This is a genomic window from Mycobacterium sp. E802, from assembly GCF_001666875.1.
Classification (GTDB): Bacteria; Actinomycetota; Actinomycetes; order Mycobacteriales; family Mycobacteriaceae; genus Mycobacterium.
On record NZ_LZJD01000009.1, the window covers coordinates 1 to 21,191 of the forward strand.

Consider the following 21,191-nt stretch of genomic DNA (forward strand, 5'->3'; position numbering starts at 1 on the left):
ACTCAAAACCGATGCGGATGAGGCGCAACCGAAGAAGCCGACAAACGAACCGGACGCGTCGGCAGAGGCTGCGTCTGAGGGGGCGACCTCTGACGAAGCGTCAGCCAGGCCTGCGTCGCGTAAGGCTGCCGCCACCACCAAAGACTCGGTGACGGATCGCTCTGAGCACAAAGACAAGCAAGCGAAGCCGACGACGGAAGCAAAGTCGAAAACGGGGAACACCTCGCAGCGGCCGGCCAAGTCGCCCACCAACGCCAAAAAGGCAACCGGACCGAAGCATTCGTCCACCAAGCGCGGTGACCGAGATGCCGGGTAGCGCGGCTTGATATGTGGAGCGCGGTCTTGGTGCTCGCACTCGTGTCGGCAGTAGATCCGGTTCGAATCGGTATCACGATGCTGCTGATCGGGCGTCGGCGTCCGGTGGCGAATCTGTTGGCCTACTGGCTCGGCCTGATGGCCACCGGGGTGGGGCTCGCACTCGCTGCGCTGTTGTTGTTGCCGGGCCTGGTCTTTCCCGTGACCAGGTTCGTGGTGTCGGCCTCGGAAGAGCCGGTGGTGCCCCCCTTGCAGATCGCCCTGGGGATGGTCGCGCTGCCGCTCGCGGCGGTCATCGCGGTGCGGGCACGACGCCGCAGCCCCGTCATGGCGGCCGATTCCGCTGATCTTGTGGACGCGCAGGCCTCGAAGACGACATCGCGGTGGGCCCGCTTCTCATGGCCGGCTCTGTTCGCCGGCAGATGGGGCGATTCGATCGGGTTGGCTTTTGCCGCAGGCTTGTTGTCCGCGACGCCCCCGCTGGAGTATTGCTTTGCGATTCTGGCCATCGCGGCTTCCGGGGCCGCGTTGAGCACCCAGGTCAGCGCGGCGATCGTGTTCTCCCTCGTGGCGTTTGCGATCGCCGAGATTCCGTTGGTGGGGTACTTGGCGTCACCACAGAAGACCACCGCGGCCGTGGCGAAGATGCATGACTGGATCTGCGCCTACCGCCGGCCGATCTTCGCGTGCATTCTCGGGCTGTTCGGCGTGTTGATGGTGGCCAGCGGAATGTCCACCATCTGATTCGGACGGTGGACTCAACCTGCGCTGTGTGTGATCAGGTGTCGCAGAGCCAGCGAAGAAAACCGTGTTTGTGGATCAGTTGCAGGACGGCCCGATTTGCCCACTTGTTGCGGTTCTTGCCCCTGACGTCGATGTGCAGGTGAAGCACTTTGATCGCGGGATCGAATTGCCTTTTGATGCCACGCTTTTCCATCCGGATGGCGAGATCCTGCGTCTCGTGGCATCGCAGCACCGGATCGTATCCGCCCAGTGATCTGAGCACATCGGAATCGACCAACATGTTGCCTTCGTGCAGCCAGTACGCGGGCGCCGGTGTGGGCGTGGTGAGAATGTTGGGCCAGCCCTTCATGATCGGTCCGGCCAATCGTTGCGCAGCCTGGGCCAGCTGAGGATGAGACCGCAACCGGTCGATCATCAGAGGGAATCCGGAGCTGAGGCCACCCCACGCGGAGAACACCGCACCGTAGTTATGTGGTTCCTGGCTGCCGTCTTGTCTGCACACCAATCCGCCGACCAGGCCGACTCCGTCGCCGGCATACCGGGCGAAAAGCTCTTTGGCCGTGGTGGGTATCCCTTCGGTCTGCAGCTCCATGTCCGCGTCGACGAAGTGAATGAGTGACCGGTCGGCGACTTGGTCGATGATCTGGTTGCGGTTGGCGCCGGCTCCCTGGTTCCTGGGGCTGCGGACGAACGTGACGTCGTCGCCGAATTGGCGGACCACGTCGGCGCTGTGATCGGTCGAGGCATCGTCGAGTACGTAGACACCGTCGTAGCCCTGCGCCAGCACCTGCGGAAGCAACCGGTGAAGGTTGTCTCCCATGTTGTAGTTCGGTATGGCCGCGACGACCGGTAGCTTGTTCCCCACGTTCGTCCGGTTCTCTACTTGTTCACGAGCTGGCTGAACTCATTGTTGCGAAACTGCTCGGCGCATGAGGTGCGCCGAACCTTTCCGCTGGTGGTGATCGGAATCGAACCGCGCGGGACCAAGAGCAGCTCCGTGGCATTGAGCCCGTGGGACTGGGCGATCGCGGACCGGACTTCACGCTCTACGCTGGCCAGCGCTTCGACGGCGTGGTCGTCGGTAGACGTTTTGACCTCGGCGATCACCACAAGTTGCTCGGCGCCGCCGTCCTCGACCGAAATCGCGGCCGCCCTGGCGCCGGTGATCTCCTGAATGGTGGCCTCGATGTCATCCGGATAGTGGTTGCGCCCACGAATGATCACGACGTCTTTGATGCGCCCGACGATGAACAGCTCACCCTCGGAGATGAAGCCGAGATCGCCGGTGCGCAACCATGATCCGGTGGGGGTGTCCGCAGGCGCATCTACAATCTCAGCGTCGAATGTGGCCGTGGTGCGTTCCGGCTGTCGCCAATAGCCTGCGCAGACGTTCTCACCGAGGACCCAGATTTCACCGACCGTTCCGGACGGGCATTCCGATCTGGTCTGCGGGTCGACGATCCGCACGGTGGGCGACGTAGGCCTGCCGTAGCTGACCAACGCAGTGCCCGTTGCGCTTTCGCACGGCTCGGCCCGTCCCTCGGCCAGCTTTTCGGACTCGAACCGGACGACGTGCGGCGGCACTCCGGGCTCGCGGGTGGCCACGAACAGCGTTGCCTCCGCCAATCCATAGCAGGGACGTAACGCCTCCGGGCGGAAGCCGTGGCCGGCGAAGCGCTCGGCGAACCGCCTCAGCGTGCCCTCGTGTACCCGTTCGCTGCCGCTGAGCACGCAACGCACGTCGTCGAGGGTCAGACCGGCCAGGTCCTCATTGGAGGTCCGCTTGGCCGCCAGGTCGAACGCGAAATTGGGGGCGGCAGTCACCGCGGCTGGGTGGGATGCCAGCAGCTGCAGCCAGCGCGCCGGGCGGGCCAGGAAGGACATCGGAGTGGTGAACACCGTGTGCCAGCCGCCCAGCAGGGGCGCGCAGAGGCCGAGCATCAGCCCCATGTCGTGGTACAGCGGAAGCCATGAGACAGCGGTGGTTTCAGGTGGCGCGATCTTGTTCCGGAAGAACCCTGCCATCACCTGCTCGAAGTTTGCGGTCAGATTGCGGTGCGAGACCATAACCCCGGCGGGGCTTCGGGTGGACCCTGAGGTGTACTGCAGATAAGCGGTCTCGGGCGACGTCTGTCGCTTGAGGGGGCTCCGTCTCGCATCGAGGTCGAGCGTGTCGATCTCGAGCAACGTCGGCACAGGGTGATCCCCTGTCGCCGTGGCGTATTCGACGAGCTGTGGCGACACCGAAGAGGTGGTGAGGATGATCGTCGGCGTGGTGTCTCGCAGCACGGTGGTGACGCGTTCGTCGTGCACACCGGGTGCCGGAAGCGACAGGGGCACACCGATCAGCCCGGCGTGCAGCGAGCCGAGAAAGGCGACGATGTAGTCGAGACCCTGAGGGGCCAGGATGACCGCCCGGTCGCCGACCGAGCCTCGCAGTCTCAGCTCGTAGGCGAGGCTGAGCACGCGACGGCTCAGTTGCGACCACGTCAGGGTGTGTGCGACCCCGTCCTGGGCAACGTCGTAATCGAGGAAGGTGAACGCGACGGCATCCGGTTGCAGGCTGGCACGTTCGCGCAGTACGTCGGTGATCGACGAGCGGATCATGAAGTGTCACCTTTCCTTAGTCGATCAGTCCACCGAGACCGAAGTCGTCCAGCGTCTGCGCCGCCAGGCCCCGCAATCGGGACTTGGAGTTCTCGGCATCGAGTTGATAGGCGACGATGCCGATCGAGATCTTGCCGTTGATGCGGGCAGACACCAGTACCAGCTGGCCGCCCCGCTGCTCGATGTCCCGGCGAGACACGTTCTGGTCCACCCCGCGCAGCAGGACGTATTCGGCGGGGGTGCCGTCCGGGCAGCCGACCGCCGGGTCGATATCGCCGAGATTCGAACAATGGACGGGCAGGTCGGTCGACGCTCCGTAGAACAGACCACCCAGGCCGCGGAGCGCGCTTCTGGGTACCAGGGGGATCAGCGGCAGCAGCTCGAGGGTCTCGTCGGAAGCTGCCCGTGTCGTCTCGATCGCCTGTCGGATGGCCGTCCGGGTGCCCGACAGATCGTGCACTGCCCGCGTTGGGTCGATTCGGGCGCCGGCGAATGACATTGCCAGGGCGCGGGTGTCGTCTGCGCTATGACGCTCGTTGAGGGCGATCGACAGCGTCACCGTGCCATCGTCGGGTCGGCTGCGGCCCAACCGTTCACCGAGTCTGGCCGCGAAGCCGGCCAACAGCGAGTAGCTCGTCCCACCGAGTGCCGAGGCTCGGGCATCCCAGTCAGCGAGGTCGACGTAGACCGAGATTGCCGGCACCACGACCGGGGCATCGGTCTGCGCACCCACGAGCGTGGGTGGTGGGACGTCACCGGCGCGCGGAAATCCACGGCGCGACAGCAGTTTCGTCGCACGACCCAGGGTTCGGCCGATCTCCGGCAGGCCCTGGAGCGTCTCGCGCAGGTCGGCGGTGACCGCGCGCCGGAGGCTGCGGGATCGAGGTGGCGGGAAGCCGAACTGGCGCTTGGTGCCCATGACACCGTCGAAGATCGTCAGCATCCCGGCAATACCATCGCCCAGATTGTGTGATGCCACCAGGCTGATCGCCGTCGATCCGTCGGTCATCGGCAGCACACCGATGTGCCAACCCGGCCCGTGTTCCGGATCGACCGGCAGTTGTGCTCGTTCGTCAGCCCAATCGCCGAGTTCTGCCCGTGACCGCGGGTGCGGGGCGAAGTCGAGGTCCGATTGGGGCCCCAAGCAGGCCACCCACCGATGGCGTCCGAACGGCAGCGGTGACCGCTCGATCCTGCGACCGGCCGCGCCATAGCCGAAATCCCGGTGAAACCGCCGTAATTCGTCGAGGTCCACGGCATGCTCGTAGATCCAGGTGATCTGCATGAGCTGGTGACGACCGGTCGCACGCAAGATCTCGAAGCCAGCCTGGTCCATGAAGGTCAGCCGGTTGTCGACGCAAGTGTGACTTGCCAATGTTGAAACGTCCACCATGCCAACCGATCAGACGATCACGCCGGTCAGGGTGAATTCAGCCAGTGCCTTGGCGGCCAGTTCCCGCAACGCGGCCTTGGAATTCGGCCCGCCAGGTTGATAGGCGACGACGGAAATCGACATCTTGTCACCGACGCGCCCGGCCAACACGGTCAGCAGCCCGTTTCTGTTCTCCAGAAACTCCCTGCTGACGCGGCGATCCACGCCGCGCAGGATCAGGTAGTCGGCCGGTGACCCGTCAACTTGGGCCACCAGAGGGTCGATATCGCCCAGGTTGGAACAGGACACCGGTAATTCGGTGAGGCCCAGCACCACCTGCGAGCCGCGGGCCACCACCCGCTTGGGGATGTAGGGCGTCAGGGGCAGGAGGCGCAGCGTCTCATCGGGGGTCTGCCGGTTCCGCTCCAGCGCTTCGCGGATCGCCCGTCGCGCACCGGACAGATCGGTGGTGACCTGGTTGGGGTCGAGGTCGGCGTTGACGATGAACGCGGCATTCGCGCGGGTGTCTCCGGGTGTCCGGTCACTGATCGGCAGGTGTAGGCAGACCGAGCCGTTGTCACCGCGTCGCCGCCCCATCAGCTCGCCGAATTTGGCGGCGAACCCGGCGACCAGTGAGTGGCTGTTGCCGCCGAGCGCATTCGCGCGTTCGTCCCAGTCGTCGAGGTTCACGTAGCAGGCTATGGCCGGCGCAACCACGGTGCCCCCGCCGTCGCTGCCGCAATGCCTGCGGTGCCGGGGCTTTGCCGAAAGGGATACTTCTCGCCGGCGCCGGAAGGCCAGCCGACCTGCCTGCAGAATCGTGGAGCAGGTCTGCGGCAGGTCGCGTACCGTGGTGGCGACATCGGCAGCCACCGCATTGCTTCGACTCCGCGCATTCGGTGAGGCATAACCGAAATCGTCCGTCTCGCCTTTGACGGCATTGGCGATCGAGAGCAGCGCCCCGAGACCGTCGACCAGACAGTGAGACATCACGAGGCTGACCGCGGTCGACCCGTCGGTCATCGGCAGCACCCCGAGGTGCCAGCCAGGACCGTATTCTGGGTCGACGGGAAGTTGTGCCCGTTCATCGGCCCAGTCGGTGTATTCCGTTCGCGGACGGGCCACCTCGACGACGTCAAGGCCTGCGGGTGCTCCGGGCGAGGCGACCCACCGGTGACGGCCAAAGGGCAACGGGGACCGTTCGATCCGCCGTCCGAGCAACCCGTGACCGAAATTCCGGTGGAATCGGTTGAGCCCGGTGAAGTCGACGGGGCGTTCATACAGCCACACGACCTGGGCGACAAGTTCCTGGCCGGTGGCCCGCTGGCCCAGAAACAGCAGCTGATCGGTGAACGAAAGTGTGTCGTCCATCTGGGTCAGGCCGATCTCACGCCGAGGCCTGTGAATTCGTTCACGGGTAGCTGCCGGCAACGGCCCTCGGCAACGTTGAGATAGACACTCTTCATCACCTTGACATAGCGCTCGACGGATTCACGGGCGACCGCGTTGTTCGGGAAGGCGACGGTGATCGAGGTACCGCTGCCGAACTGGTTCACCCACATGCCGATTTGATTCGCGGCACCCATTTCGCTGTAGATACGGCCCCGCAACGCATTCCATTCGGCGACGACGGCGGGGGACAACGGTGCTGCGGTGGCGTCCAGGTAGGACACCATCGGCACCCCCGGGTCGGGCCTACGCAGTCCGTTCGTCGATGCCGACAACTCCAGCACCCGGTCGAAAGGCACATGTGCGAGGTGAAGGCCCGAATCGAACGATGCCTGCGCGGCTCGCGCGGTGTCGGCGAAGGACGTTCCGATCGGCACGGTCACCGGCACCGTCCCGGTGAACCAGCCCGTCGTCATCGTCTCGGCCTCGGTGGCCCGGGTGGAGGTGGGTGTGATCACGTGGTAGGTGCCGGCCCCGGTCAGTTGGTACTGGGCCAGAGCGGCGCAGGCGAAAACCCCACCGATGAACCGCGCACCCGCGGCGACACAGGCGGATTCGAACCGTTGTGTCTGCTTCTCGTCGAGGAGTTGGATGCTGAGGAGATCTCCTGCGCACGGTGTCGAGAGGTCACCGAGCGGCAAGGGGAACCGGGGCAGCGTGCCGTCATTGTCCTCGGCGAATGCGACCCAGTCCCGGACTTGGGGGGAGTCGACGTTCAGCGCCGAGGTGAAACGCCGCTGCCGGATGCAGTACTCGTCGTAGCTGCCTGCCGGGGGCAGCGCGATGGGCGCGCCACCACCGACGAGTGCGGCGTACATCAGATGGATCTCGACCAGCATCAGACCCATGAAAGTGGCATCGACATGCAGGTGATCCACACACATGTACGCGGTGAAGTGGTCGGGGCGCTGGATGATGCCGAAGCGAAAACAGTCCCATTGCAACGGTCCTGGCGTGGCCAGGATGTGCTCGCGCCATTCCGGCGAGCTGTGTACCCCATGGTCGGTCGGGACGAAGTTGATGTCCCTGGGATTTTGGAGCTTACGCCGACGGATGCGGTCGTCGACGGTGAATTCGAACCAGCTGCGGTAGGTGTCATGCCTGCGCAGATAGGCGTTGATCACGTAGGTCATCGCGCGGATGTCGCACTGGCCGGCGATATTCCACGCGGGGATGGTCAGCCGAGCCATCTGCGCGCCCTTGGCGGTGTGCTCGCGGTAGCTGCGCAGATGTTGGGCCTGCTGATAGCTGGCGGGCACATCATGCACGGGTGCCTCGGCGACTTTCCTCAGCGTTGTCCGCGACGGACTCCACGAGATGTGGGTACCGGGAGCGTCAACCCAGTCCTGTATTGCGGTCAACTCGAACACGGTGTTCTTCTCCTCCCTAGGTGGACGGGGCCGATATCGCTTCGTCGTCGGCGAGTGCCTGGCACAGGTGTTGGGCCAACGCGCGGATCGTCGTCATGTCCATCGAGCTGACGCGGACACCGGTCTCGGTCTCGATCCGGGTGCGCAGCTCCAGATGCCCGAGCGAGTCGAGACCGTACTCGGACAACGGGCGGTCGGGGTCGACTGTGCGACGCAGAAGCAAACCGACCTGTTGGCCGATCAGGCGGCGCAGGTGGGTCGGCCACTCTTCACGCGGCAACGCGGCCAGTTCTGCCTTCAGTTTTCTTGTCTCCGAAGGACCCTGGCCATCGGTCAGGAACATCTCGGCGAACGGGCTGCGGTGGGCGAACGCGGTGAGCCACGGGGTGCCGAGGACCGGTGCGTAGCCGTTGTAGACCCGGGCATGGCGCAGGATGGCTTCGAACGCGTACGCGCCCTCGTCCGGTGCAATGGCGTTGTCGTCCTCGGCCATGGCCGTGCCCCGGCCGATGTCGGACCATGCGCCCCAAGCGATCGAGGTCGCCGGCAGCCCCTGGGCGCGACGCCACTGCATGAACACATCGAGCCAGCTGTTGGCTGCGGCGTAGGCGCCCTGACCGGGTGAGCCCACCAGCGCGGCGGCGGAGGAGAACGAGCAGAACCAGTCCAGCGCCGCCGAAGTCTGTGAGGGCTGGGACCGCAACGCCTCGTGCAGATTCCACGCGCCGTACACCTTCGGTGCCCAGTCGCGCTCGACGAGATCGTCGGTGATGTTGGTCAGGGTGGCGTCCTCCACCACAGCGGCCGCGTGCAGTACGCCGCGAACCGGCAGCCCGGTCTGGGTCGCTGCCGCCACGAGGCGGTGCGCTGTGTCCGGGTCGGCAATGTCACCGCATTCGACGACGATGTCGGCGCCGGTGGCACGGATCAGCTCGATGATCTCGCGTGATCTGTTCGACGGTGCGCTGCGTGAGTTGACCACGATGCGCCCGCACCCGGCAGCGGCCATCCGCTCGGCCAGAAAGAGCCCGAGACCTCCGAGCCCACCGGTGATGATGTAGGCGCCGTCGTCGCGGAACACCCGAACCTGCTCCGGTGGCAGGATCACCTGACTGCGGCCGGTATCGGACACGTCGAGCACCAACTTGCCGGTGTGCCGTGCCCCGCCCACCATTCGGATGGCGGTAGACGCCTCCGCCAACGGGAAGTGCGTGATGTCGGGCAGCGGCAGCGATCCGTCGGCGACCTGCTGGTAGACCGTGGCCAGCAGGTCACGGATCTTGTCGGGGTGGGTGACGGTCATCAATGCCAGATCCACCGCGTAGAAAGACAGGTTGCGGCGGAACGGGAACAAGCCCATCCGGGTGTCGGCGTAGATGTCGCGCTTGCCGATCTCGACGAACCGACCGCCGAAGGCCAGCAGTTCCAAGCCTGCGCACTGGGCCGGTCCGGTGACAGAGTTGAGCACGATGTCCACTCCGTAACCGCCTGTGTCGGCACGGATCTGGTCGGCAAAGGCGGTGCTGCGCGAATCGTAGACGTGTTCGATACCCCAATCGCGCAACAGTTGTCGTCGTTCCTCGCTGCCGGCGGTGGCAAAGATCTCGGCCCCGGTTGCGCGTGCGACGGCAATCGCCGCCTGGCCCACACCACCGGTGGCGGAGTGGATCAACACCTTGTCGCCGGACGAGATCCGGGCCAGCTCCTGCAGCCCGAGCCATGCCGTGCTGTAGGCGAGTCCCACCGCGGCCGCCTCGTGTTCACCGAGTCCGGCCGGCAGTGTGGTGGCCAGGTCGGCCTCACAGGTGACGAAGTTGCCCCAGCAGCCGTTGGCCGACACACCGCCGACCCGGTCACCAATGCGGTGCGTGGTGACATCAGGGCCCACGGCGGTGACGACACCGCCGAACTCAGAGCCGAGTTCGGGTAGGCGGCCGTCATAGCTGGGGCAGCGGCCGAACGCGACGAGGACGTCGGCGAAGTTGATGCTGGACGCCTTGACGGCGACCTCGATCTGTCCGGGCCCGGGTGGAATCCGGTCGAAGGCAACGAGTTCCAGTGATTCCAGGTCTCCTGGGGTCCGCACCTGAAGCCGCATGCCGTCACTGTGGTTGTCGGCCGAGGCGCTACGCCGCTCGGCACCGCGAAGTGGGGCCGGGGTCAACCGCGCCGCGTACCACTGCCCGAGTCGCCACGCGGTCTCGTCCTCCGGCGACCGCGACAGGAGTTGACCTGCCAACTGCGCGCCATCAGTCGCGTCGTCGATGTCGATCTGGGTGGCGGTCAATCGCGGGTGCTCCATGCCGATCACCCGCATCAGTCCCCGTAGGCCCGAATGTTCCAGTCTCACCGCGTCGGTTTCCAGCACCCGTTGACTACGGCGACTCACGACGTACAGGCGTGGCGGCTCGCCGGTTCGCGCGTCATCGGTGGCCTCGGCGAGTGCGGCGGCGATACGCACCAGATGCCGCACGTGGTCGGCACCGCAGCGGCCGGCGGCCTCGCCCGCACTGTCCTCGTCGGCCATCACGACCAGCACGCCGGACAAGGCCCGCTCATGCACGTGGGAGGTGAGCTCCCGTGTGTGGGCCGCGTGATCGTCGTGCGGCCGCCAGGCCATCGTAAGAGGCTGAGCGCCTGCTGATCTCAGCGCGGTGGCCACTCCGGCGGTCAGCCGGTGGGCGGCGTCGTCGGCGGGCTCACCGGCGGTGATCAGCAACCATGTCCCGGCCTCGGTGCTCTCGGGTCGGGGCAGCTCGCGCGGGTGCCATTCGACGGTGAGAAGTCGTTCGTCAAGCAGCCGGTCGGCCTGCGCCTGCGCGGTGCCGCCCGTGCCCAGCTGTAAACCGGTGATGCTCAACAGAACTGCGCCCCGGTCGTCGAGCAACTCGAGGTCGGCCTCCACGCCGGCGGCGTCGGCCCGGTTGATCCGGCTGTAGCAGTAACGGGTGTTTCGGGTGGATCCGAAGGCGCGCAGCCGTCGTACCCCCAGCGGCAACAGCATGCCGTCGGCGACGTTCTGTACGTCGGGATGGGCGACCACCGACTGGAAGCACGCGTCCAACAGCGCCGGGTGTACTTCATAACCACGTTGCCGCGAGCGCAGCGGACCGGGCAACGACACGGCGGCAACCACGGTGGTGCCGGGGGAGTCGGCAACGTAGGCCTCGGACAGGCCCGCGAAGGCCGGGCCGTGGCCGATGCCCACGGCGCGGAACCCGGCCCGCAACTGTTCGCCGTCGATGCGAAGCGGATGGGAGGCGAGCAGGGCCTCGATCGGGTGTGGCGCCGGTTGGCAGGCGTCGGCATCGGCGGACAGGGTTGCTGCAGCTCGTCGGATTCGTTCACCGCCCTGGTGGGTCTCGACCGTGAACTCGGCGGCCCCGGGTGAAGTTACCGTCGCGCTCACCCATACCGGTGTGCTCTCGTCGAGCAGCAACATCTCCTGGAACGAGAGGTCACGGACTTCGCCCGCCCCTCCCAGCGCCGGAAGCACTGCAGCCAGCGCCATTTCGCAATAGGCCGCGCCAGGTAACACCGCGACCTGATGCACCCGGTGATCGGCCAACCACGGATGGCCGTCGGTGCCGACATCACCCTGCCACAGGTGTTCCGCCGGCTCCTGCGGCAGCATGACGTGTGCTCCCAACAGCGGATGAGCCGAAATGGAATGCGCGCCATGCGACGAATCGCTGACGTCACGGTCCAACAGCAGTGTGGAATGGGTCCAAGCCGGCAGCGGGGCGTCGATGAGGCGCCCGCGGGGATTGAGCACCGAAAAGTCCACGGCCGCACCGGCACTGTGCAGATCAGCGGTGAAGCCGAGCAATCCGTGCGGCAACTCCTGCTCGCGCCGCATGGCCGCGAAGACGGCCGATGGGACGTCGAGGCTGCGCGCGGTCTGCTCGACGGCGTGGGTCAGCAGGGGATGCGGCGACAGTTCGGCAAAGACCCGGTGACCGTCCTCCAACGCCGTCTGTACTGCCGCGGAGAAGCGAACGGTGTGACGAAGGTTGTCCACCCAGTAGTAATTGTCGAACTCAGCAGGCTCGCGCGGGTCGTACAAGGTGGCCGAGTAGAAGGGCACGTGAGGCTCGGTGGGAGTGAGGTCGTCAAGGACAGCGGCGAGTTCGTCGAGGATCGAGTCCACCTGCGGTGAGTGGGAAGCGACGTCCACAGCGATCTCGCGGGCCATCACGCCGCGCGCTTCCCAGGCCGCCACCAGATCGCGGACCGACTGCGTGGCTCCTCCCACCACGGTGGACTGCGGCGAGGTGACCACCGCCAGCGCGACATCCTCTACGCCATGCCCGGCAAGCTCTGAAAGGACCTGATGGGCCGGCAACTCCACCATTGCCATCGCCCCGGACCCGGAAATCCTCGACATCAGCCGGGAACGGCGGCAGACGACTTTCACCCCGTCTGATCGCGTCAACGCTCCGGCGACCACCGCAGCGGCCACCTCGCCCATCGAATGACCGATGACCGCACCCGGCGTCACGCCGTAGGACCTCATCGTCGCGGCCAATGCCACCTGGACCGCGAAAACCGTGGGTTGCACGCGGTCGATGCCGGTGACCGTCTGCGGCGCCGACATCGCTTCGGTCACCGAGAAGTTCGATTGCGCCGCAATCAGTGGCTCGAGCTCGGCGACCGTGGCGGCGAACGCCGGTTCGGTGACCAACAATTGGGCGCCCATCCCGGCCCACTGCGACCCCTGACCGGAGAACACCCAGACCGGCCCGCGGTCGTCGTTGGCCACTGCCTCCTGATGGACGCCCTCGCCATCGGCGACCTGCCGGAGCGACGTGATCAGTTCGTCGCGCACGGTGGCGGCCACCCAGGTGCGGGTGGACCGGAACCCGCGGCGACGCGTCAGGGTGTAGGCCAGGTCGGCCAAGTTGATCGCCGGCCCCCGCCCGTTGCCGTCTCCGGTGGTCCTCAACCAGCTCGCCAGGCGATCCGCAGTCGTCCGCAGGCCATCGGGGCAGCTGGCCGATATCGGAAACAGAAGCGGGCGCGCCGACGTCGGCGCCGCAGCGGTGCCCGCGGTGACTGGAGTCTGGGGGGCCTGCTCCAACACCGCGTGCACATTCGTCCCGGACAGTCCGTAGGCCGACACGACAGCACGCCGGGGGCCTGGACCGTTCTGGGGCCACGGAGTTTTCGACTCGGGGATGAACAGGCCGGTGTCGATACGTGCCAGATCGTCGGGCAGTCGGGTGAAGTGCAGGTTCTGCGGGATCACACCGTGCTGCAACGCGAGCACTGCCTTGAGGACACCGAGGGCGCCGGCCGCCGACTGGGTATGGCCAAAGTTGGTCTTGATCGAACCGAGTGCGCACGGGCCGGCCGTGCCGTAGACCTCGGCCAGGCTCGAGTACTCCAGCGGATCACCGACCGGGGTTCCGGTGCCGTGTGCTTCCACCAAACCGACGGTGTCGGCATCCACGCCCGCCGCTGCCAACGCCGCCCGGTACACCGAGGCCTGTGCCTGTGCCGACGGGGTGGCGATATTGACCGTCCGCCCGTCCTGATTGGATGCCGTGCCACGGATCACGGCGAGGATGCGATCACCTTGTGCGACAGCGTCATCCAATCGCTTCAAGGCGATCACTACACAACCCTCGGCGGAGACGAACCCATCGGCAGAGGCGTCGAAGGCCCGGCAGCGCCCGGTCGGTGAGAGCATGCCCGCGGCCGAGCCCCCCGCCGCCTTGCGCGGCTCCAGCAGCACCGAAACTCCACCGGCGAGGGCGAAGTCGCTTTCGCCGAGGTGCAGACTACGGCACGCCATGTGGATGGCGCTCAAGCTCGACGAGCATGCGGTGTCCACTGTCACCGCAGGGCCGTGGACCCCGAGCGCGTAGGCGATACGGCCCGAGGCCAGGCTGAAACTCGTGCCGGTGAAGCCGTACGGCCCCTCCAGCGCTCGGGCATCCGCGGCCAGATGGGCATAGTCGTTGTGCGTCAGCCCCATGAACACACCCGTCGCCGAACCGGCCAGGGAAGTCGGGTTGACACCGGCGTGTTCGACGGATTCCCACGCCGTTTCCAAGAGCAGACGGTGCTGTGGGTCGATCGCGGCAGCCTCACGTGCGGTGATGCCGAAGAAGTCGGGGTCGAACGCCGCGGGATCGTCCAGGAAGGCGCCCCACTTGGACACCGACCGGCCCGGCACGCCCGGCTCCGGGTCGTAATACTCCTCGGCATCCCACCGATCCATCGGGATCTCGGTGACGAAGTCTTCGCCTCTGGTTAACGACTCCCACAACTGCCGAGGCGAGTTGATATGGCCCGGAAGCCTGCACGCCATTCCGACGACGGCAACCGGAACAACACGGATTTCGCTCAAGTCGTCCCCTTGTGAGATGAAGCTGAAGGTTTACTTCGTATCACGACGCCGACTGTTGTGCCATTCCTGCCCAGCAAAGTCTATCGGCTATTCGCATTGATCTTCATTTGCAGCAAGGCTGCCAGGAAATGGACGCCGGCAGGGCAGCAACGAACTGATCTTTGCCGACTCGCGCGGATTTCTAGATCGACTAGTCAACCTGGCGACGTCGGAGTTTGCGGTGTCGAACGTTGACGTCAGGGTTGATTTGAGCGATGTGCGGGGTCGGTAAAAGGTCAGGACAGCAAGTTCGACGCCGGGAAACTTGTGCGGGCTGCACATATGTGGCAAACGATCTAGTACGCCGGTGGGTGATTTTCAATTCTTCGACGCAAGACCGGATCGGCAGTTCTGCGATCGGGGGCGGTGAGGCGGCGATATGCGCGAGCAGAACAAAGATGTGGCAAATGGTCGCATTAAGTCAACGAATTAATCTTTCGATTGCGAGCAAGCAATTGGCCCGCCGTCAAAGGCGGTGCGGCCACGGGACTTCGTCGGCTGCCCGCAGTAATGGCAAACGGCCGGTCCTTCGCTGACGACGCAGGGGGTGATCGGCCGGCATAACGGCCCTCCGTGGTTGTGATCCGGTCCGATAGTTGATAACGATAATCATTGTCGATAGCTTGGCGGGTGCACATCAGCGAGGGGGTTGTCTCATGGCCGCAATCTGGATGGCCTCGCCACCGGAGGTGCATTCCTTATTGCTGAGCAGCGGGCCAGGCCCCGGTCCGCTGTTGGCCGCCGCCGGCGGGTGGTCATCGTTGAGCGTCGAATATGCCGCGGTGGCAGACGAACTCGCGGTCGTGCTGGGCGGCGTGCGGGCCGGAGTCTGGCAGGGGGTCAGCGCCGAGCGATATGTCCTTGCCCACCTTCCCTACATCGCGTGGCTGTACCAGGTGAGTGCCGACAGCGCGGCGATGGCTGTGCGGCACGAGACCGCAGCCGCGTCGTATACCACCGCGTTGGCAGCGATGCCCACGCTGGCCGAGCTGGCCGCCAACCATGCCCGCAACGCGATACTGGTGGCTACCAACTTCTTTGGTGTCAATACGATCCCGATCGCATTGAACGAGGCCGACTATGTGCGGATGTGGATCCTGGCCGCCGTCACGATGGAGGTTTATCACGGGGTGGCTGAGGCCACCGTGACCTCCAGCCCGGCCACTCCTGCGGCCCCGCAGATCTTGCACAGCGAGCACGGTCATGACGAACATGACGACCACGATGACGACCATGATCATGACCACGATGGGGACCACGATCATGACCATGACCACGATGGGGACCACGATCACGGCTCGCACGGAGATCTCAGTCCACTCGACCCGCGCTGGTGGCTGGAAGTGGGCCAGGAACAGATCGAGAACATTCACCTCCTGATCGACAACCTGCTCAACGACCCCGCTGCTCTGTTGACCAATCTGCCGATGGTGCTCGCCGACATGGCTTTCCACGCGTCGCAGCTGCTGCAGGTGGTAATTCAATTGTCTCCGGCCCTGATTCAGCCCGCGCTGAGCCTGGTGATCGCCAACGTGGGTTGGGCGATCGCCGGTCTGGCCGCCATCCAGCCGGCGGTCCCCGGCCTTGCGGAGATCCCGGCCGGGACCGAACCCGGGGCCTGGCCGGCTGCCGGGGCCACGTCGACGGTGTCGGCGGGTCCGTCGTCAGCTCCGTCGTCTTCGGCGCCCGCGGCCCCGACGACGGGTGCCTCGGCGTCCGCAACCGCGACTGCCGGGCCGGCACCATCGGCCGCCCCAGGTGGAGGACCGGGATTCTTCCCGCCGTACCTGATCGGCGCTCCCGGCGTCGGCGTCCCCGCCGCGGCGACGACCGGTGCCGCGGCCGTGGCCAAGAAGAAGGCGGCCGCACCTGATGCGGCTGCGGCCGCCACCGGTGAATCGGCTCGCGAGACCAGGGCGCGCCGCCGCCGTGCCGCGCTGCGGGAGAAGGGACATGGCAACGAATTCATGGATCTGGACGCTGATCCGCAAGTGGCCGCCGGGCCGACCGCGTCGGGTCAGGGCGCCGGACCCTTGGGGTTTTCCGGCGTGCTCGACAAGACGGGCGCGACGTCGACGGGGTTGACGACGCTGGGCAGTGCGGAGTTCGGCGACGGTCCGACCGGGCCGCTCTTGCCATCGACGTGGGATGCCGATCGCAAGGATTGAGGGGTCAGCCTCCGGAACTTTCCAGTGGCTCGTAGACCCAGCTGCGGCGGCCTCGGTCGAACATCATGCGCAATTGTGTGCCGACCGGGTGCTTCGCGGCCCGGGACCGTTGTTGTGCGCCTTAGCTGACGGGAGTCGAACTCCGGTGTACAGCGCTCGTGGTAGATCGCTTCGCCGCAGCCGTGAGGGAGCGGACAGGAACCCTAAGCAGAGATCGGGTCGTCGAGGTCCGTTCCGGTGAAATAGCGCGAGTGCGTACGCTGAAGACTGTCGATTGATGCGCTGGTTAATGCGGCGATCTCGATGTCGTGATCTTGTCGCTCACGTTCCAGTTGGAGTCTGTATGCCATGGCTTCGCGCGAAGATTCGAACTGGTGCACGCGACGGGTACGCGTCCGACGATTGAACTCGATGACAAAAGCTGGCATCTCGCTCTCCCTTCATCACGCGTCGAGTTCGTCCAGGGGCCATTAACCCTTAACCCCTCGCTGCATGCTCCCAGTAGAACGAACGATGCCCCACCCGCTTAATCGCAGGTGGGGCATCGTTACCAGTCGGGGTGGCTGACGGGACTCGAACCCGCGACAGCCAGGATCACAAGTTGGCCGCCAAATCGCCTTGTTTATGCAGGTAGACACCTATTTACAGCCAGCAAATTTCTGCCCTCTGTTGTGACAAAACACGACGTGAACAGGCACGTTCTGACTGCTTAGGGGTGCGCTAAGGGTGCAGCGGTTTAAGGTTGCGGCATGGCGACAGGCAAGACGACGACACGCAAGACAACGGGCGGGCAGCAGCGGCGGAGCTGGGGGAAGATACGCACGCTGCGCAGCGGGCAGCTACAGGCCAGTTACGTACACACCGATGGACGCAGGTACTACGCGCCGAACACGTTCACGGCCAAGATGGACGCCGAAGGATGGCTGTCGAACGAACGCAAGCTGATTGAGCTGGGGGAGTGGACGCCACCAGAGGACCGGCTAGCGGCCAAGTCGGTTCAGTCCATCACTGTGCGCGAGTACGCGGCTAAATGGCTCTCAGAGCGCGACCTAGCACCCAAGACGCGCCACCTGTACGGGGAGCTGTTGGACAGCCGGATATTGCCCACGCTGGGGGACGAGATGATGCGCGCGCTTACCCCGGCTGATATCCGCGCATGGTGGGTTGGGCTCAACGCGGAGAAGAAAACGCCGACCAGGAACACGCACACCTACCAGTTGCTCAGGGCCATTTTCAACACTGCCCGCGATGACAAGGTGGTCACAGAGAACCCGTGTCAGATTAAGTCGGCGGCTAAGCCGCCTAAGCCGCGTGACGTGCAAGTGTTAACGACTGCTGAGCTGGACAAGGTTGCCGAGTCGCTGCCTGAACATTACCGGGTAGCGTTGTACGTGTCCGCGTGGTGTGGTGTGCGGTCCGGTGAGCTATTCGAGTTGCGCCGCAAGGACATTCACGTATCGGGTGACACGACGGTTATCAAGGTTCGCAGGCAAGCGACGCGGGTAGGCAATGAGCTTGTGATCGGCCCGCCGAAGTCTGACGCGGGTATCCGTGACGTGGTTGTTCCTCCACATGTGGCGAACATGCTGCGGGACCACATGAAGGCTAGGACTGGTCGAGGCCCGGAGTCGTTCGTGTTCACCACAACGCGCGGCTTGCGGCTGTCCACCACGGCGTACACGAAGGCTGTAAAGAAGGGTCTGCGCGAAGTGGGTAAGGGGGACATGCGCATCCATGATCTGCGGCACGTAGGGGCGACGTGGGCGGCCATTGCGGGCGCAACCACGAAGGAGCTTATGGGCCGGATCGGGCACGCCAGCGCGAATATGTCGATGCGGTACCAGCACGTTGCGGAGGGCCGGGACGCGGCTATTGCTGCGGCCATGTCCCAGCTCGTGACCTAGGTCATGTTTCCTATAAATTCCATTTGTCCACGCCCGTCCGTAACGTTTATTGCAGGACAGCAATTGTCCGCAACGAAACCACCGAAGCAACGAAACCCCACCAATCGGGCAAATGGAACGGGGTAACCAAACCATGATCGGCAAGGCTCAACTTCCCGCGCGGCTCAGCATTAAGCAGGCAGCCGAATACCAGGGCGTATGTGACCGGACTATCCGGCGTGCCATCGCAGACGGTCGCCTTAAGGCTTACCGGGTAGGTAAGCGGACCATCCGCATTGACCGCGACTCACTCTTAACGCTTGAAACGCCAATGTTTGCGGTCTGAGCATAAGCGTTACCGGCTGGCCTGATCATTCGGAACTGAGCGGTCCTGCGGGAAAAACCGCAGGTCGCCACCTGTCCCGATGAGCTAATGCGCAATTCTGGGCGGCCGCCGATATACTGAAAGTATAGAGATTAATGGTAGGATCAACTCTTCTGTCACCCAAGCAACTAAGCTCACCACCCGCGCACCTAAAGAAACGTCAACGCTGGGACGTGACTGGCGCTGAGAATCTGCAATTCAATGACGCGGGGAAGTTCTTCCGGTCCCGTCATTTGGTGACTCTGACGGGGAAGTATGGGCACCTAATCGACCTTGGTAAGAACTACGGCGGGCCGGTGCCGACCGCGTACGGCGGGCCAGTCACCGGCGGCTATCTTGCCGACCCGGACGACGCCGAAAACGAACAGCTCGAATACAACCGGTTGCGTCGGGCGTCCGAAGTGATCGCCTATGAGGTGTTCGGTTCGCCGCCGGATGGTTGGGTCGGCGCGTGGGTCAAGCACCTCGACAGCGACCCGACAAACCTCGCACCGCACAATCTGGAATGGGCGACAACCGTCAATCTAAATGACAAGCGCCACAACATGATTAAGGGAAGAATGGTGTCTGACGTTGTGCGGTCCCAGCGGGCCAACAACCCGTCACGCGGCGGTATCTACCGGCCCCGTCAACCCAAGCACGCGGCCCCGTTCATGGATGAACGGTTAGACGTGCCGCTGCGGCCCCGGATCATGCACCACCAGGCCACCCGCAGGACAGCAAATAAATAGCAGAGAGGCAAACATGTCCAAGGTCAAAGAGCCGCCCGGCCCAGTAAGGGCACGCGCCGATAGGCACCCCACAGGGTGGAACGCGCAACTAAGCGGTGTTGTCTACGACCCTCGCACTTACGAAATCGTCACATCGACTGATGGGCGTTTATGTGCGCTGAAGTTGGCCGGTGATCCGGTTTATCCTGCCCCGTCTATTACGGTGCCGATGACCGCAGAGGATGCGTTACGCGTTGGCGCGCTGTTGATTGCTCACTCAGATTTTCTGTCCGGGCGTCCTGTGCGCGACTGGGACACGCTCACAGCGGCATAAAACGACTTACTAACTTCAAAAGACCGGCAGTGCCCGGACCCGCATTTTTCACCATCCTTGGCGGGGCCGGGCACTGCCATATCTCCGGGGGAACAATGGCAACACTGCAAACCATCCGCGACCACGACGGCACAATCACCGGCCTAGTCATAACCGACCTAAGCCCGGACGAACTAAGCGACCTAAAGCGCAAGCCGACGACCAGGCCGCGAACCACCACGCCAGCTAAGGCGCGGTTAGGAACCATCCAGCGCTACCCGGTGCACGCCAGCCGGTGAGCGCAACGCGTATACAGCCAGCATTCGGCGAACCATACATAGTCAGCCGAGACCGAAACCTGGTCATGCTCACGAGGCGCAGCATGGCCGGAAACGTTCAATCAATCACCATGCATGCCGACGCAGCGTTAGCGGTCGCTGACGCTCTGGTTGATACCGCCGAACAACTGAATAGGACAACTGAACAATGAGCAATGACCGCACCATCGAACCCGCGTACTTTGAGTTCGCTACCAATGCCACAGACGGCGACATCACCACGGCAACCCATATCGCGCTCATCACCGTAGAAGGCGACGGCACCCGCACCACAACGGCGCTCGCCGTACAGGACGCCGAGGTCGTCGGCAAGCTGCTTATCGGCCACGCTGACGCCGTTGCCCAGCGTCCACCACGCGACTGGTGAACCGCCCTTGCATCTCCTGCGGGGAGCTAATACCTAAGGGCAGCAGATGCGGACCGTGCACGCCTAAGCGAGCACCGCGTGCCACAGCACACGCGGGCAGCGATTGGCGCTGGCGCAAGCTATCCGAACGGCAACGTAAACGAGTCCCATTCTGTGAACTCGCGTTACCCGGATGTCGAGGGAAAGCAGAAACCGCCGACCACATTATCCCCGTTAGCGAACAGCCGGAACTCGCACACGACGAACTCAATATTCGCAGCGCATGTAAGCGATGCAACGGGGCTCGCGGCACAACCTGCACCGACGGTGAACGGGGCCAGGTGCTCGACGCCATCGCGGCTCGCAAGCAACGACAACTGCGGTACTACCAAGCCAACAGGAACTAGGTTCGACTCCATGCCACGGCGCAAACAGGTCTACAAGATCACCTACCCAAACGGGAAAATCTACGTGGGCATGGACCTCACCGGCAGCGTGAGCTACTTCGGCAGCCCAAGCGCAAAGGCGCAAATCGCCGCCGACCTTGGCGAACACGCCAACGACTACACCGCACGCAAAACAATCCTGTGGGAATCGGACACAGCCACTGACGCAGAAGTCCGCGCAATGGAAGCGAAGCTGATACGCGAGACCAGAGCGAATGATCCGGCCATTGGTTACAACCTTTGGCCGAGACTCTGACCCGAGTTGGGTCACTTCGGCCTGTTTTCGAGAGCGGCGGCGCGTTGACCTGCGGTGATGCCTTAGCTTAGTGCACCCGCTAGGCACTAATTTGG

General features: G+C 64.5%; 16 protein-coding genes. 9 read left to right on the forward strand and 7 right to left on the reverse strand.

Translation table 11 applies throughout. The features are described from left to right. Together A5699_RS29755 and A5699_RS01625 are read left to right on the forward strand one after the other, a co-directional pair. Positions 1–316 (forward strand): hypothetical protein (locus A5699_RS29755; RefSeq protein WP_231965529.1); only part of this gene is annotated, 316 nt, incomplete at its 5' end. A gap of 29 nt (positions 317–345) precedes the next feature. Then, positions 346–1,059 carry a GAP family protein gene (locus A5699_RS01625; protein ID WP_231965530.1) on the forward strand — a complete coding sequence of 238 codons (714 nt, stop codon included), beginning with the start codon at positions 346–348 and terminating at the stop codon, positions 1,057–1,059. Between the two features lie 34 nt (positions 1,060–1,093). On the opposite strand, the gene A5699_RS01630 is transcribed toward A5699_RS01625, so the two are convergent. The 6 genes from A5699_RS01630 to pks2 are packed head-to-tail and all read right to left on the reverse strand — an operon-like array spanning position 1,094 to position 14,212. After that, positions 1,094–1,924: a glycosyltransferase family 2 protein gene (locus A5699_RS01630; RefSeq protein ID WP_255378744.1), complete on the reverse strand. Its 831-nt coding sequence runs from the start codon at positions 1,922–1,924 to the stop codon at positions 1,094–1,096. A gap of 14 nt (positions 1,925–1,938) precedes the next feature. Then, positions 1,939–3,666, reverse strand: coding sequence for an AMP-binding protein (locus A5699_RS01635; RefSeq protein ID WP_067764396.1), 1,728 nt, complete (start codon positions 3,664–3,666; stop codon positions 1,939–1,941). Positions 3,667–3,682: 16 nt separating this feature from the next. Beyond that, positions 3,683–5,059, reverse strand: a complete 1,377-nt coding sequence (locus A5699_RS01640; RefSeq protein WP_067764399.1) for a hypothetical protein — start codon at positions 5,057–5,059, stop codon at positions 3,683–3,685. 9 nt (positions 5,060–5,068) lie between these two features. Next, complete coding sequence (locus A5699_RS01645) at positions 5,069–6,409, reverse strand: hypothetical protein (protein WP_067764402.1); 1,341 nt, start codon at positions 6,407–6,409, stop codon at positions 5,069–5,071. Positions 6,410–6,414: 5 nt separating this feature from the next. Then, positions 6,415–7,857: a condensation domain-containing protein gene (locus A5699_RS01650; protein WP_067764405.1), complete on the reverse strand. Its 1,443-nt coding sequence runs from the start codon at positions 7,855–7,857 to the stop codon at positions 6,415–6,417. A 16-nt stretch (positions 7,858–7,873) separates the two neighbouring features. Next, positions 7,874–14,212 carry a type I polyketide synthase gene (pks2, locus tag A5699_RS01655; RefSeq protein ID WP_067764408.1) on the reverse strand — a complete coding sequence of 2,113 codons (6,339 nt, stop codon included), beginning with the start codon at positions 14,210–14,212 and terminating at the stop codon, positions 7,874–7,876. Between the two features lie 695 nt (positions 14,213–14,907). Here pks2 and A5699_RS01660 point away from each other — a divergent pair. After that, the gene (locus tag A5699_RS01660; RefSeq protein WP_067764411.1) at positions 14,908–16,419 is read left to right on the forward strand and encodes a PPE family protein; all 1,512 of its coding nucleotides are present in this window, start codon (positions 14,908–14,910) and stop codon (positions 16,417–16,419) included. 203 nt (positions 16,420–16,622) lie between these two features. Here the strand turns inward: A5699_RS01660 and A5699_RS01665 are convergent, their stop codons facing one another. After that, the gene (locus A5699_RS01665; protein ID WP_067764414.1) at positions 16,623–16,847 is read right to left on the reverse strand and encodes a hypothetical protein; all 225 of its coding nucleotides are present in this window, start codon (positions 16,845–16,847) and stop codon (positions 16,623–16,625) included. A gap of 321 nt (positions 16,848–17,168) precedes the next feature. On the opposite strand from A5699_RS01665, the gene A5699_RS01670 reads away from it, so the two are divergent. From A5699_RS01670 to A5699_RS01690, 6 genes are all read left to right on the forward strand, one after another. After that, positions 17,169–18,323, forward strand: coding sequence for a site-specific integrase (locus A5699_RS01670; RefSeq protein ID WP_067764416.1), 1,155 nt, complete (start codon positions 17,169–17,171; stop codon positions 18,321–18,323). A 133-nt stretch (positions 18,324–18,456) separates the two neighbouring features. Continuing rightward, positions 18,457–18,648 carry an excisionase family DNA-binding protein gene (locus tag A5699_RS01675; RefSeq protein WP_067764427.1) on the forward strand — a complete coding sequence of 64 codons (192 nt, stop codon included), beginning with the start codon at positions 18,457–18,459 and terminating at the stop codon, positions 18,646–18,648. A gap of 212 nt (positions 18,649–18,860) precedes the next feature. After that, positions 18,861–19,418, forward strand: coding sequence for an HNH endonuclease (locus tag A5699_RS01680; protein ID WP_157561035.1), 558 nt, complete (start codon positions 18,861–18,863; stop codon positions 19,416–19,418). A gap of 778 nt (positions 19,419–20,196) precedes the next feature. Beyond that, on the forward strand, positions 20,197–20,415 hold the full coding sequence (locus A5699_RS01685) for a hypothetical protein (RefSeq protein ID WP_067764421.1): 219 nt from the start codon (positions 20,197–20,199) through the stop codon (positions 20,413–20,415). Continuing rightward, positions 20,412–20,801, forward strand: coding sequence for an HNH endonuclease (locus tag A5699_RS30210; RefSeq protein ID WP_197508165.1), 390 nt, complete (start codon positions 20,412–20,414; stop codon positions 20,799–20,801). Before A5699_RS01685 ends, A5699_RS30210 begins: the two co-directional genes overlap by 4 nt. A gap of 10 nt (positions 20,802–20,811) precedes the next feature. Continuing rightward, positions 20,812–21,096: a hypothetical protein gene (locus A5699_RS01690; protein ID WP_067764423.1), complete on the forward strand. Its 285-nt coding sequence runs from the start codon at positions 20,812–20,814 to the stop codon at positions 21,094–21,096. Positions 21,097–21,191: the final 95 nt, after the last annotated feature.